Raw genomic sequence first — 14,187 nt, 5'->3', positions numbered from 1 at the left:
GATGCACGAATCTGACCGTCTTCGTGCCGGTCTTCGACCACAGGAGTAGCACTGTTCTCACTCATGGCGGCCCACTTCGGTAACTCGGCGCTTATGGGCGTGGCCAGTCTGTCACCCTGTCGGCATCGACTGTGGCGTATTCGTACGAACTGCCCGGGGAGCTGTCCATGGGGGCCATTCCGACGCAACGGGAGACCGCTTCCCGTGCCTCAGAGGCGCCTGCCCACGCTTCGGAGATGCCTGTGCCCGTGCACGAGGGGGCTGTCTCCGAGGAGTGTGCATCGTCTTGCGAGGCGCCGGTGCCCGCTTCCGAGGGGCCGGTGCCCGCTTCCGAGGGGCCTGTGGTCGCTTTGGAGGCACCGGTGCTCGCTTCGGAGGCGGTCGGGGTCGCTTCCGAGGCGCCTGCGAAGGAGCACGCGCGGGCGTACGCGACCCTGTCCGGCAGCTCCGTCGCCCCGGGGGCCGCCCGCGCCGTGGTGCGCGCGGCGCTCGCCGAGTGGACCGGGCTCGGCCTGCCCGGCGCCGAGCACCTCACCGACCGTCTCGCCGACGACGCCCTGCTGGTCGTCAGCGAACTGGTCACCAACGCCGTCGTGCACGCCGGCACCGACGTCGAGCTGGAGTGCCGGCTGGAATGCGACGGCACGGACACGGCCGCGCTCCTCGTCGAGGTCTCCGACCACCACCCCTCACGCGCCCCTCGCGGCGGCGAGCCGGAAACGCCGCACGACACCCCGGAGTACGGGCGCGGCCTGCGGCTCGTCGGCGCCCTCTCCGAGGCCTGGGGCATCACCTACCGCACGGGCCGGAAGACCGTATGGGCGCGGTTGCCCGCCGGGGGCTGCGCGGCGGCCGAGCAGATCGAGGCGTACGCCGGGGAGCACGCGCTGGCGCACGGGCTGAGGATGGCGGAGATCCTGGCGCCGGAACCGCCCCACGGACGGGACGACCGGGAGGGGGAGCAGGGCCGGCGGCGTGCCAGAGCCGGCGCGACCGAGCGACAGGGTGGGCATCCCCTGCGGGACGCGCGCGATTCAAGGGACCTGTATGACCCTGGCGGCTCCCATGACCTGCGCGACTGGCACGACCTGCGGGACTGGCGGGACCGGTACGAGGACTGCGACGGCCGCGACGGACGCGACGGTGCCTGGCTGGGCCGCGGTGCCCTCTCCTTCCTCGCCGAGGCCTCCGACCTCCTCGCCGGACAGCTCGACGAGGACCTGGTCGCCGCCCTCGCAGGGCAGCTGATCGTGCCCCGGCTGGCCGACTGGTGCGCGGTGTGGCTGGAGGACGAGGCCACCGGCGGCGGCTGGAGCGGCGGGCCCCGGCTGGCCCGGGTCTGGCACGGCAGCGAGAACCGCATCGAGGAGCTGCGCCGGGCCCTGGAGAAGGCCGCGCCGCACCCGTCCGACCCGTCGGGTTCCGGGCCGGTCGACTACCCCTGGCCCGGCGAGGCGCTCGGTGACGAGCCCGGCGAACCGGGCTCGGCCCTCGCGTACCGGCTCGTCGCCGGGGGACGCCCGCTGGGCACCCTCGTCATCGGACGGTCCGGTGTCGCCGGCTTCCCCGACGAGATCACCGGCCTCGCCGAGGACCTCAGCCGCCGGGTCGCGCTCGCCATCGGCGCCGCCCGCCAGTACGCCCGCCAGGCCACCATCAGCGCCGTACTCCAGCGCGGACTGCTGCCCGGCGCCGTGGCCGAGATCCCCGGGGTCCGCAGCGCCCTCGTCTACGAGCCGTGCGACAAGGGCGGGCCCAGCGGCGACTTCTACGACCTGTTCCCGGCCGGTGACGGCCGCTGGTGCTTCGCCGTCGGCGACGTCCAGGGCAAGGGTCCGGAGGCCGCTGTCGTGATCGGCCTGGCCCGGCCCTGGCTGCGGCTGCTGGCCCGTGAGGGCTATCGGGTCGCCGACGTCCTCGACCGTCTCAACCAGCTCCTGCTCGACGACGCCACGGAGGCCGCGGACGCGGCGGCCCGCGCGCTGGTGGCCGCCGGCGCCCGCCCGACCCCGCCCGGCGACGGCCCCCAGACGCGCTTCCTGTCCCTGTTGTACGGCGAGCTGGTCCCCTTCGACGGCGGCGTCCGCTGCACCGTCGCCTCCGCCGGGCACCCGCTGCCCCTTGTGCTCGGGGCGGGCGGCGAGGTCCACACGGCCGCGCGGCCCCAAACCCTCCTGGGCGTCATCGAGGACGCCACGTACACCAGCGAGACCTTCGAGCTGCGGTCCGGCGACACCCTGCTGTGCGTCACCGACGGTGTGACCGAGCGCCGCTCCGGCTCCCGCCAGTTCGACGACGGGGACGGGCTCGCGACGGCGCTGGCAGGGTGCGCGGGGCTGGACGCGGAGCTGATAGCCGAGCGGATCAGGCGGCTGGTGCACGAGTTCGGGGCGCGGCCCCCGGCCGACGATCTGGCGCTGCTGGTGCTCCAGGCAGAGTGACCGCGCGGGTACTGGACAATGGAACGTATGCCTTCCGCACTCCCCGACGGCGAGCCCGTCCCCGACGACGGCGCACTTCCCGTGTCCGCGCTCGCCGGGGCCGCCGACCGCCCGCTCGGGTTCTACCTGCACGTTCCGTACTGCGCGACCCGCTGCGGCTACTGCGATTTCAACACCTACACGGCGACCGAGCTGCGCGGCACCGGTGGTGTGCTGGCCTCGCGTGACAACTACGCCGAGACGCTGGTCGACGAGGTCCGGCTGGCCCGGAAGGTGCTGGGTGACGACCCGCGTCCGGTTCGTACGGTGTTCGTGGGCGGGGGTACGCCGACGCTGCTCGATGCCGGTGACCTGGTGCGGATGCTTGCGGCCGTCCGCGACGAGTTCGGGCTCGCGGAGGACGCCGAGGTCACGACGGAGGCGAACCCGGAGTCGGTGGATCCGGCGTATCTGGCCGCCCTGCGCGAGGGGGGCTTCAACCGGATCTCGTTCGGCATGCAGAGTGCGCGGCAGCATGTGCTGAAGGTGCTGGACCGCACGCACACGCCGGGACGGCCGGAGGCGTGTGTGGCCGAGGCTCGTGCGGCCGGGTTCGAGCATGTGAATCTCGACCTGATCTACGGCACGCCGGGGGAGTCCGACGACGACTGGCGGGCGTCACTGGACGCGGTGCTGGGGGCCGGGCCGGATCATGTCAGCGCGTACGCCCTGATCGTCGAGGAGGGGACGCAGCTGGCGCGTCGGATCCGCCGGGGCGAGGTGCCGATGACCGACGACGATGTGCATGCCGACCGGTATCTGATCGCGGACGAGGTTCTCTCGGGCGCGGGCTTCGAGTGGTACGAGGTGTCGAACTGGGCGACCTCGGAGGCGGGGCGGTGTCTGCACAACGAGCTGTACTGGCGGGGGGCCGACTGGTGGGGGGCCGGGCCGGGCGCGCACAGTCATGTGGGCGGGGTGCGGTGGTGGAACGTGAAGCATCCCGGGGCGTATGCGGGGGCGCTGGCGGCGGGGCGGTCGCCTGGGGCCGGGCGTGAGGTGCTGTCGGAGGAGGACCGGCGGGTCGAGCGGATTCTGCTGGAGTTGCGGCTGCGGGAAGGTGTGCCGTTGTCGTTGCTGCGGGAGGAGGGGCTTGCGGCGTCTCGGCGGGCCTTGTCCGAAGGGCTGCTCCAGGAGGGGCCGTATGCGGAGGGGCGGGCTGTACTGACGTTGCGCGGGCGGTTGCTGGCGGACGGGGTCGTGCGTGATCTGGTGGACTGAGGTGCTCGGCGTCTGTGCCGGGGCCGGGGCGATGCGCAACTCGGCGCGACCAGGTGCCGCTCTCTGTGGGACGGGTGCCGCCCCAGGCGGCACGCATGCCCGCAGCTAGGCCGTCACGAAGTCGATCAGTTCCTCCACCCTGCCCAGCAGTTCCGGCTCCAGGTCCTTGTACGACCGGACCCCCGACAGGATCCGCTGCCAGGCCGCCCCCGTGTTCTCCGGCCAGCCCAGGGCCCTGCACACCCCCGTCTTCCAGTCCTGGCCGCGAGGAACCCGGGGCCACGCCTCGATGCCCAGGGACGACGGTTTCACCGCCTCCCAGATGTCGATGTAGGGGTGGCCGACGACCAGGGCGTGGTCGCTCGTCACCGACTCGGCGATGCGCCACTCCTTGCTGCCCGGCACCAGGTGGTCCACCAGGACGCCGAGGCGGGCGTCGGGGCCGGGGGCGAAGGACTCGACGATGGACGGCAGGTCGTCGACGCCCTCCAGGTACTCCACGACCACGCCCTCGATGCGCAGGTCGTCGCCCCAGACCTTCTCGACCAGCTCGGCGTCGTGCCGGCCCTCGACGTAGATGCGCCCGGCGCGGGCCACGCGCGCGCGGGCGCCGGGTACGGCCACCGAACCGGAGGCCGTGCGGGTGGGACGCGCGGGGCCGGCGGGCGAGGGGCGGACCAGCGTCACGGCCCTGCCCTCCAGGAGGAAGCCGCGCGGCTCCATGGGGAACACCCGGTGCTTGCCGAAGCGGTCCTCCAGTGTCACCGTGCCCGCCTCGCAGCGGATCACCGCGCCGCAGAAGCCGGTCCCGGCCTCCTCGACGACCAGACCCGGCTCCGCCGGAACCTCGGGCACCGGCTGCTGCGGCTTCTTCCACGGCGGGGTGAGATCGGGCGAGTACTGGCGCATTCGAATGACGATAGGGAAAGCCGGCGGGCGGTCACGGAGACACGCCGAAACGCGCCGCCAGCGTGTCCCGCTGGGCGCGGACGAACGCCGCGTCCACCACCGCTCCGTGACCGGGCACGTACAGCGCGTCCCGCCCGCCCAGGTCGAGCAGCCGGTCCAGGGCGGCCGGCCAGTGCGACGGCACGGCGTCGGGGCCCGCCTGCGGCTCGCCGGACTCCTCGACCAGATCGCCGCAGAACACCACCTCCGGATCACCCGGCACCAGCACCGCCAGATCGTGCGCGGTGTGCCCGGGGCCCACGTTCGCCAGCAGCACCTGGCGCCCGCCGCCCAGGTCGAGGGTCCACTCCCCGGAGACCAGGTGGCGGGGCGGAACCAGCCGGTCCGCCGACTCCTGCGCGGTGGTCTCCGCCAGGCCGTTGCGCACCGCGTCCGCCCGCAGCTCCTCGCGGTCCCGTACGCGCGTCAGCACCGCGTCCACGCCCACCGCGCCGAAGACCTCCGCGTCCGTGAACGCCGCCGCCCCGAAGACATGGTCGAAGTGGGGATGGGTCAGCGCGAGATGCGTCACATGGTCACCGGTGAGCGACTGCGCCTGCTCGCGCAACCGCGCGCCCTCGGCCGGGCTCGACCCCGCGTCGATCATGAGTACCGCGCCCTCACCGGCGACCAGCCCCGCCGTGCAGTCCCACACCGGAAGCCGACACCTCCCCACCCCGGCGGCCACCCGCTCCCACCCGAGCTCTTCCCAAGTCACCGTCATACGGCGACGCTAGCGGTGACCCCCGCCCGGGGCACGACAGCGCGCGACCAGCCTTGCCGGGGGTGTACCCCACCGCCGTACACTGGGCGGGGAATGCTGGCACTCGCACGCGCAGAGTGCCAGGCACGACAGGCAGGACACCAGGCGGACGACTTCTGGAGGTGTGCGCGAATGCTCAGTGAACGCAGGCTTCAGGTGCTGCGCGCCATCGTCCAGGACTACGTCGGCACCGAGGAGCCGGTGGGCTCCAAGGCCCTCACCGAGCGGCACAACCTCGGCGTCTCCCCGGCCACCGTCCGCAACGACATGGCGGCCCTGGAGGACGAGGGGTACATCGCCCAGCCGCACACCAGCGCCGGGCGCATCCCCACCGACAAGGGCTACCGGCTGTTCGTGGACAAGCTGGCCGGCGTGAAGCCGATGACCGCGCCCGAGCGGCGCGCGATCCAGAACTTCCTCGAGGGCGCCGTCGACCTCGACGACGTCGTGGCGCGTACGGTGCGGCTGCTCGCGCAGCTCACGCGCCAGGTCGCCGTCGTGCAGTACCCGTCGCTGACCCGCTCGACCGTGCGGCATGTGGAGTTGCTCTCCCTCGCGCCCGCGCGCGTGATGCTCGTGCTGATCACGGACACCGGGCGGGTCGAGCAGCGCGTGGTCGACTGCCCGGCGCCCTTCGGAGAGGCCTCGCTGGCGGATCTGCGCGCGCGGCTCAACAGCCGTGTCGCGAACCGCCGTTTCACGGATGTGCCCAGTCTGGTGGAGGATCTGCCGGAGGCGTTCGAGCACGAGGACCGGGGTACGGTCTCCACGGTGCTCTCCACTCTCCTGGAGACACTCGTCGAGGAGAACGAGGAGCGGCTGATGATCGGCGGCACCGCCAATCTGACCCGCTTCGGTCATGACTTCCCCCTCACGATCCGGCCGGTGCTGGAGGCGCTGGAGGAGCAGGTCGTGCTCCTCAAGCTGCTCGGCGAGGCGAAGGATCCGGGCGTGACCGTACGTATCGGTCATGAGAACGCCCATGAAGGACTCAACTCCACGTCCGTCGTGTCGGTCGGCTACGGTTCGGGCGGCGAGGCTGTCGCCAAGCTCGGCGTGGTCGGACCGACCCGCATGGACTACCCGGGAACGATGGGAGCGGTACGCGCAGTGGCACGGTACGTCGGACAGATCCTGGCGGAGTCGTAGTGGCCACGGACTACTACGCCGTACTCGGCGTGCGCCGCGACGCGTCGCAGGAAGAGATCAAGAAGGCCTTCCGGCGGCTCGCGCGCGAGCTGCACCCGGACGTCAACCCCGATCCGAAGACCCAGGAGCGGTTCAAGGAGATCAACGCCGCTTACGAGGTGCTGTCGGACCCGCAGAAGAAGCAGGTCTACGACCTCGGCGGCGACCCGCTCTCGCAGGCCGGAGGCGGCGGCGCGGGCGGCTTCGGGGCCGGCGGCTTCGGGAACTTCTCCGACATCATGGACGCGTTCTTCGGCACGGCGTCGCAGCGCGGTCCGCGCTCGCGCACCCGCCGCGGCCAGGACGCCATGATCCGCATCGAGATCGAGCTCGACGAGGCGGCCTTCGGCACGACGAAGGACATCCAGGTCGACACGGCGGTCGTCTGCAACACCTGCAACGGTGAGGGCGCGGCGCCGGGCACCTCCGCGCAGACGTGTGACATGTGCCGCGGCCGCGGTGAGGTGTCGCAGGTCACCCGGTCCTTCCTGGGCCAGGTCATGACGTCCCGCCCCTGCCCGCAGTGCCAGGGCTTCGGCACGGTCGTCCCGACCCCCTGCCCGGAGTGCGCCGGCGACGGCCGCGTCCGCTCCCGCCGCACGCTGACCGTGAAGATCCCCGCCGGTGTCGACAACGGCACGCGCATCCAGCTCGCCGGCGAGGGCGAGGTCGGTCCCGGCGGCGGCCCCGCGGGCGACCTGTACGTCGAGATCCACGAACTGCCCCACTCGCAGTTCCAGCGGCGCGGCGACGACCTGCACTGCACGGTCACGCTCCCGATGACCGCGGCCGCCCTCGGCACGAAGGTGCCGCTGGAGACGCTGGACGGCCTGGAGGAGGTCGACATCCGGCCCGGCACCCAGTCCGGCCAGTCGATCCCGCTGCACGGCCGCGGTGTCACGCATCTGCGCGGCGGCGGACGCGGCGACCTCATCGTCCACGTCGAGGTCCAGACCCCGAGCAAGCTCGACGTCGAGCAGGAGCGCCTCCTGCGCGAGCTGGCCAAACTGCGCGGCGAGGAGCGGCCTCAGGGGCAGTTCCAGCCCGGGCAGCAAGGGTTGTTCTCTCGGTTGAAGGACGCGTTCAACGGGCGGTGATGCCGACGGCCCGGCTACTGCTGGGGGTCCGGGGGTCGGCCCCCGGGCAGGCACAGTCAGCCCGGGCAGCAAGGTTTGTTCTCTCGGTTGAAGGACGCGTTCAACGGGCGCTGACGTCGGCTCCCCGGAGGCCGACGGGTGGCTTTTCCTCTGGTCTATGCCACACGGCAGGCCGGTTTCGGAGTTGTTCGGAGGACGTGACAACATGCGGTCATGTCCTCCGCGCTGACCGATCTCTTCCCGCACCCGATCGTGCAGGCCCCCATGGCGGGCGGCGTCTCCGTACCGAAGCTCGCCGCCGCCGTGTGCGAGGCGGGCGGACTCGGGTTCCTCGCCGCCGGGTACAAGACCGCCGACGGGATGTACCAGGAGATCAAGCAGCTCCGCAGCCTCACCGGCAGGCCCTTCGGAGTGAACCTCTTCATGCCGCAGCCGGAGTACCCCGGTGCAAGCACCGGCTCCACCGGAGCGGCTGGCGCCGCGCCCCCTTATGCCGCCGCCATCGACGTCTACGCCCACCAGCTGGCCGGCGAGGCCTCCTGGTACGAGGCCGAGCTCGGCGACCCCGACAGCGGCCGGGACGACGGCTACGAGACCAAGCTCGCGGTGCTGCGCGACAACCCCGTGCCGGTGGTGTCGTTCCACTTCGGCACGCCGACCCGGGAGGTCGTCGACGCCCTGCACCGGGTCGGCACCTTCGTCCTGGTCACCGCGACCACCCCCGACGAGGCCCGGGCCGTCGAGCGCGCGGGCGCGGACGCGGTCATCGCGCAGGGCGTCGAGGCCGGCGGCCACCAGGGCACGCACCGGGACATCCCCGAGACGGACGGTTCCGGCATCGGGCTGCTGTCGCTGGTCGCCCAGATCCGGGAGGCCGTGAGCATCCCGATCATCGCCGCCGGCGGCATCATGCGCGGCGGTCAGATCGCCGCGGTCCTCGCGGCGGGCGCGAGCGCGGCCCAGCTCGGCACCGCGTTCCTCGCCACCGCCGAGTCGGGGGCGAACGCCGTGCACAAGCAGGCGCTGACCAACCCCCTGTTCGTGCGTACGGAGTTGACCCGGGCCTTCTCCGGGCGCCCGGCGCGCGGCCTGGTCAACCGCTTCCTGCGCGAGCACGGCCCGTACGCGCCCGCCGCCTATCCCGAGATCCACCACCTCACCTCGCCGCTGCGCAAGGCCGCCGCCAAGGCGGGTGACGCGCAGGGCATGGCGCTGTGGGCCGGGCAGGGGCACCGGATGGCGCGGGAGATGCCCGCCGGGCAGCTGGTGGAGGTGCTGGCCGGTGAACTCGCCGCGGCGCTGACAGCGTTGTCGGGCGGAGGCGGAGTCCGATGACAGCTCCGGTGTTCGTGGTCGAGCACTTCGACTCGGCCGGGGGCGGACGCCATGTCCTCGACGGTCCGGAGGGACGGCACGCCGTCTCCGTGAAGCGGCTGCGGCCCGGTGAGGACGTCGTCCTCACGGACGGGGCCGGGCGGTGGGCGGACGGTGTCGTGCTCGACACCGAGGGCAAGGACCGGCTGATCGTCCGGCTGGACCCGGTGACCGAGGAGCCGCCGGAGCAGCCCGGGGTGACCGTCGTCCAGGCACTGCCCAAGGGGGACCGCGGGGAGCTGGCCGTCGAGACGATGACCGAGGTCGGCGTCGACGCGATCGTGCCGTGGGCGGCGGCGCGCTGCATCACGCAGTGGAAGGGCGAGCGCGGGGCGAAGGCGCTGGGGAAGTGGAGGGCGACGGCCCGGGAGGCCGGGAAGCAGTCGCGCCGGGTGCGGTTCCCCGAGGTCGCGGAGGTGGCGACGACCAAGCAGGTCGCTGCGCTGCTGGCCGGTGCCGACTTCGCCGCCGTGCTGCACGAGAGCGGGGACGAGCCGCTGGCGACGGCCGAACTGCCGTCGTCCGGTGAGATCGTGCTGGTGGTGGGGCCCGAAGGGGGCGTGGCGCCGGAGGAGTTGGCGCTGTTCGCACAAGCGGGGGCCAAGGCGTATCGCCTCGGGCGCAGTGTGCTGCGCACATCGACTGCCGGGACCGCGGCCGTGGCCGTGCTCCTGGCTCGCACCGGCCGCTGGACCTGACCCTTCTCGGAGGCACCGTGGAACTCGCACAGGTACGACTGCTCGTGACCGACTTCGCCGCCTGCTACCACTTCTACGGCGAGGTCCTCGGCCTCAAGCCGCAGTCGGGGGCGGTGGACGGGCCGTACGAGAAGTTCAGCCCCGCGGTGGGATCCGCGGGGATCGCGTTGCAGGACCGCTCGATGATGGCCGAGATGCTGGACGAGCTGGGCGACACGGCGAACGGCCACCGCTCCCTGGTCGTCCTGCGCGTCGACGCCCTGGACGCCTACTGCGAGGAGATCACTCTGCGCGGCGCCACGATCCTGCACGGCCCGGCCCTCCTGACCAACCGCCTGCGCGTCGCCCACCTCAAGGACCCGGAAGGCAACCTGGTGGAACTCCAGGAGTGGCTACTGCTGCGCGGCTGACGGCTTGGCCGGGCGCATACGCCGGGCTGCGCAACGCCCCGCCCCCGCATCAACGCCGCGTGGCCATTTGCGCTCTACCGCCCCGCCCCCGACGGTGGCAGGCTGCCCTCCATGGGGGCATTGAGGAGGATTTGGCGAGGGCCGCGCAACCGTAGGGTGGCGATCGCGGCGGCGTTCGCGGTGGCTGCCGTCGGCGGCGCCGTCGCGTGTGAACCCGGTGCCGGGATCAGCTCCGCGTCCGTCGCGTACACCACCGACGAGGCCGTGACCAAGGAGCTCAACCGGCAGAAGGCGGGCGTGCGTTGGCTGACGTGCACCGCTTCCTACGGGGACAACGGCCAGGGCGGGAAGCCGTCGCCCTCGGCGAGTGAGAAGACCGTCGCCACCGTCGACTGTGAGGGTGAGACGGAGGACGGGAAGGACATCACGGTCGACGGCAAGGTCACCCACGCCGTGGACGGCGCCTGTGTGCGCGGGAACATCACCGCCAAGGTGGACGGCAAGGTGTGGTTCGAGGTCGACGGGCTCGGCGACTGCAACGCCACCAGCCCGCCGCCCGTGGGCGGTGGGCCCTCGAACGGGCAGCCAGGACCCACCGTCACCGTGACCGTCACACAGACCATCTGGTGCGATCGGTACCCGGACTGCCGCCCCGTCGAGGGCAAGTGATCCGAACCCTGTCCGCACGACGTCCTCCCTGCATAGGGTGATCGAGTGACACAGTCCGCATCGCCTGCTTACCTCCGGTTCCCCCACGTGCACGGTGACCTGGTCGCCTTCACCGCCGAGGACGACGTGTGGCTCGCTCCTCTCGACGGCGGACGGGCCTGGCGGGTCAGCGCCGACAACGTGCCGGTGACCCTGCCCCGTATCTCGCCCGACGGCACCACCGTCGCCTGGACCTCGACCCGCGACGGCGCCCCCGAGGTGCACATCGCCCCGGTCGACGGCGGCCCCGCCAAGCGCCTGACGCACTGGGGCAGTCTGAAGACCCAGGTGCGTGGCTGGACCCCGGACGGCAAGGTACTCGCGATCAGCTCCCAGGGGCAGGCGAGCCTGCGCCGCACCTGGGCGCGTGCCGTGCCGCTCGACGGCGGCCCGGCCACCACCCTGCCGTACGGGCCGGTCGGTGACATCGCCTACGGGCCGAGTGTCGTCCTGCTGTCCGCGCCGATGGGGCGCGAGGCCGCCTGGTGGAAGCGGTATCGGGGCGGTACCGCCGGGAAGTTGTGGATCGACCCTGATGGAGACGGCGAGTTCGTACGGCTCCACGAGGGGGTGGACGGGAACATCGAGTACCCGCTGTGGGTGGGGGAGCGAGTCGCCTTCCTGTCCGACCACGAGGGCACCGGCGCGCTGTACTCCTCCCTCGCCGACGGGTCCGACCTGCGTCGGCACACCCCGCTCGACGGCTTCTACGCCCGGCATGCCGCGACCGACGGCACCCGTGTCGTCTACTCCAGTGCCGGTGAGCTGTGGGTGCTGGACGACCTGGACGGGGCCGAGCCGCGGCGGCTGGAGGTGCGGCTCGGCGGCCAGCGCGTCGATCTCCAGCCGTTCCCGGTGAACGCCTCCCGCTGGTTCGGGTCGGCGTCCCCGGACCACACCGCGCGCGGCAGCGCCGTGTCCGTACGCGGCTGCGTCCACTGGGTCACCCACCGTTCCGGCCCGGCCCGCGCCCTGGCCGCGACGCCCGGGGTGCGGGCCCGGCTGCCGCGGGCGTTCCGCGCGGACGGCGAGGAATGGGTGGTGTGGGTGACGGACGCCGAGGGCGACGACGCCCTGGAGTTCGCGCCCGCCACCGGCCTCGCCCCGGGTGCGACACCGCGCCGGCTCGCCGCCGGGCAGCTCGGCAGGGTGCTGGACCTCGCCATGGCACCGGACGGCAGCCGCGCGGCCGTGGCCTCCCACGACGGGCGCCTGCTGCTCGTCGAGAGGGAGACGGGTGAGGTGCGGGAGGTCGACCGCAGCGAGGACGGTGATGTGTCCGGGCTCGTCTTCTCGCCCGACTCCTCCTGGCTCGCCTGGTCCCACCCCGGTCCGCGGCCCCTGTGCCAGCTGAAGCTCGCCAACACCACCGACCTGTCGGTCACCGAGGCGACCCCGCTGCGCTTCCAGGACTACGCGCCGGCGTTCACGACGGACGGCAAGCACCTCGCGTTCCTGTCGACCCGCTCCTTCGACCCGGTCTACGACGAGCACGTCTTCGACCTGGCCTTCGTGGAGGGCGCCCGGCCGCATCTGATCACGCTCGCGGCCACCACACCCTCCCCGTTCGGGCCGCAGCGGCACGGCCGGTCCTTCGAGACGCCCGACCGGGAGGAGACCCCCGACAGCGAGGGCACCCCCACCACGCGCATCGACCTCGAAGGCCTCGCCGACCGCATCGTGCCCTTCCCGGTCGAGGCCGCCCGCTACTCCAACCTGCGGGCCGCCAAGGACGGCGTCCTGTGGCTGCGCCACCCGGTCGCCGGTGTGCTCGGCGCGTCCCGGGCCACCCCGGACGACCCCGACCCCAAGTCCGAGCTGGAGCGGTACGACCTCGCCCAGCAGCGCGTCGAGCATCTCGCCGTCGACGCCGACCACTTCGAGGTCAGCGGCGACGGCAAGCGGGTGCTGCTGTGGACCGACGGGCGGCTGAAGGTCGTCCCCAGCGACCGGCGCGCCTCGAACGACGACGACAGCGACACCAACATCACCGTCGACCTGGGCCGCGTACGCCAGTTCGTCGACCCGGCCGCCGAGTGGCGGCAGATGTTCGACGAGAACGGCCGCATCATGCGGGACCACTTCTGGCGGCCGGACATGAGCGGCGTCGACTGGGCCGGCGTCCTCGACCGCTACCGGCCGGTCGTGGACCGGCTCGCCACCCACGACGACCTGGTCGACCTGCTGTGGGAGGTGCAGGGCGAACTCGGCACCTCGCACGCCTACGTCACCCCGCGCGGGGGATTCGGCGGCGGTCCCCGCCAGGGCCTGCTCGGCGCCGACATCTCCCGCCACGAGGACGGCAGTTGGCGCGTCGACCGCATCCTGCCCTCCGAGACCTCCGACCCGGACGCCCGCAGCCCGCTGGCCGCGCCCGGCGTCGCCGTACGCCCCGGGGACGCCATCCTCGCGATCGCCGGACAGCCGGTCGACCCGGTGGCAGGGCCCGGCCCGCTGCTGATCGGCACGGCGGGCAAGCCGGTCGAGCTGACCATCTCCCCGTCCGGCGGCGGCGACCCGCGGCACGCCGTCGTCGTCCCGGTCGCGGACGAGGAGCCGCTGCGGTACCACGCCTGGGTCGCCGACCGGCGCGCCTACGTCCACGAGAAGTCCGGCGGCCGCCTCGGATACCTGCACGTCCCGGACATGCAGGCGCCCGGCTGGGCCCAGATCCACCGCGACCTGCGCGTCGAGGTCGCCCGCGAGGGTCTGGTCGTCGACGTCCGCGAGAACCGCGGCGGCCACACCTCCCAGCTGGTCGTCGAGAAACTCGCCCGCCGCATCGTCGGATGGGCCGTCCCCCGCGGCATGCGCCCCTACAGCTACCCCGAGGACGCCCCCCGCGGCCCCGTCGTGGCCGTCGCCAACGAGTTCTCCGGCTCCGACGGCGACATCGTCAACGCCGCGATCAAGGCTCTCGGCCTGGGCCCGGTCGTCGGCACCCGCACCTGGGGCGGCGTCATCGGCATCGACAGCCGGTACCGGTTGGTGGACGGCACCCTGGTGACCCAACCCAAGTACGCCTTCTGGCTGGAGGGCTACGAGTGGGGGGTGGAGAACCACGGGGTCGATCCGGACGTGGAGGTGGTGCAGCGTCCGCAGGACTACGTGGCGGGCAGGGACGCCCAACTGGACGAGGCCATTCGCATGGCGCTCGAAAGCCTGGAGACAGTACCCGCAAAGACGCCCCCAGGCCTGCCTACTTAGGGGCGCGAGGAACTGCGCGACCAGCCACAAACCACCCGCACCCGACGACGATACGATGCCCGAGTCGGACACCCACATTCGGTCAACCCCCGG

General features: G+C 72.7%; 11 protein-coding genes. 9 read left to right on the top strand and 2 right to left on the bottom strand.

Features of this window, described 5'->3' with window-relative positions:
• Nucleotides 1–167 precede the first annotated feature (167 nt).
• The gene (locus tag PV963_RS15060) at nucleotides 168–2,441 is read left to right on the top strand and encodes a SpoIIE family protein phosphatase (protein ID WP_274816225.1); all 2,274 of its coding nucleotides are present in this window, start codon (nucleotides 168–170) and stop codon (nucleotides 2,439–2,441) included.
• 27 nt (nucleotides 2,442–2,468) lie between these two features.
• The gene (hemW, locus tag PV963_RS15055) at nucleotides 2,469–3,701 is read left to right on the top strand and encodes a radical SAM family heme chaperone HemW (RefSeq protein WP_274816224.1); all 1,233 of its coding nucleotides are present in this window, start codon (nucleotides 2,469–2,471) and stop codon (nucleotides 3,699–3,701) included.
• Nucleotides 3,702–3,806: 105 nt separating this feature from the next.
• Here hemW and PV963_RS15050 read toward each other — a convergent pair whose 3' ends face one another.
• On the bottom strand, nucleotides 3,807–4,610 hold the full coding sequence (locus PV963_RS15050) for a DUF3097 domain-containing protein (RefSeq protein ID WP_274816223.1): 804 nt from the start codon (nucleotides 4,608–4,610) through the stop codon (nucleotides 3,807–3,809).
• A gap of 31 nt (nucleotides 4,611–4,641) precedes the next feature.
• Nucleotides 4,642–5,373 (bottom strand): MBL fold metallo-hydrolase, encoded by a 732-nt coding sequence (locus PV963_RS15045; RefSeq protein WP_274816222.1) that lies wholly within the window; start codon nucleotides 5,371–5,373, stop codon nucleotides 4,642–4,644.
• A 171-nt stretch (nucleotides 5,374–5,544) separates the two neighbouring features.
• Here PV963_RS15045 and hrcA point away from each other — a divergent pair, with 171 nt between their 5' ends.
• From hrcA to PV963_RS15010, 7 genes are all read left to right on the top strand, one after another.
• Complete coding sequence (hrcA, locus tag PV963_RS15040) at nucleotides 5,545–6,561, top strand: heat-inducible transcriptional repressor HrcA (RefSeq protein WP_010042039.1); 1,017 nt, start codon at nucleotides 5,545–5,547, stop codon at nucleotides 6,559–6,561.
• Nucleotides 6,561–7,697 carry a molecular chaperone DnaJ gene (gene dnaJ, locus PV963_RS15035; RefSeq protein WP_274816221.1) on the top strand — a complete coding sequence of 379 codons (1,137 nt, stop codon included), beginning with the start codon at nucleotides 6,561–6,563 and terminating at the stop codon, nucleotides 7,695–7,697. The genes hrcA and dnaJ overlap by 1 nt, the downstream gene beginning before the upstream one ends.
• A gap of 213 nt (nucleotides 7,698–7,910) precedes the next feature.
• Entirely contained in the window at nucleotides 7,911–9,032 is a 1,122-nt protein-coding gene (locus tag PV963_RS15030) for a nitronate monooxygenase (protein WP_274816220.1), read from the top strand.
• Entirely contained in the window at nucleotides 9,029–9,769 is a 741-nt protein-coding gene (locus tag PV963_RS15025) for a 16S rRNA (uracil(1498)-N(3))-methyltransferase (RefSeq protein ID WP_274816219.1), read from the top strand. Before PV963_RS15030 ends, PV963_RS15025 begins: the two co-directional genes overlap by 4 nt.
• A gap of 17 nt (nucleotides 9,770–9,786) precedes the next feature.
• Nucleotides 9,787–10,179: a VOC family protein gene (locus PV963_RS15020; protein WP_274816218.1), complete on the top strand. Its 393-nt coding sequence runs from the start codon at nucleotides 9,787–9,789 to the stop codon at nucleotides 10,177–10,179.
• A gap of 111 nt (nucleotides 10,180–10,290) precedes the next feature.
• Nucleotides 10,291–10,848: a hypothetical protein gene (locus PV963_RS15015; protein WP_274816217.1), complete on the top strand. Its 558-nt coding sequence runs from the start codon at nucleotides 10,291–10,293 to the stop codon at nucleotides 10,846–10,848.
• Between the two features lie 45 nt (nucleotides 10,849–10,893).
• The gene (locus PV963_RS15010; protein WP_274816216.1) at nucleotides 10,894–14,094 is read left to right on the top strand and encodes a S41 family peptidase; all 3,201 of its coding nucleotides are present in this window, start codon (nucleotides 10,894–10,896) and stop codon (nucleotides 14,092–14,094) included.
• Nucleotides 14,095–14,187 lie beyond the last annotated feature (93 nt).

It is taken from the genome of Streptomyces coeruleorubidus (assembly GCF_028885415.1).
In the GTDB taxonomy this organism is placed as follows: Bacteria; Actinomycetota; Actinomycetes; order Streptomycetales; family Streptomycetaceae; genus Streptomyces; species Streptomyces coeruleorubidus_A.
This window is presented reverse-complemented; position numbering and strand designations above follow the sequence as displayed.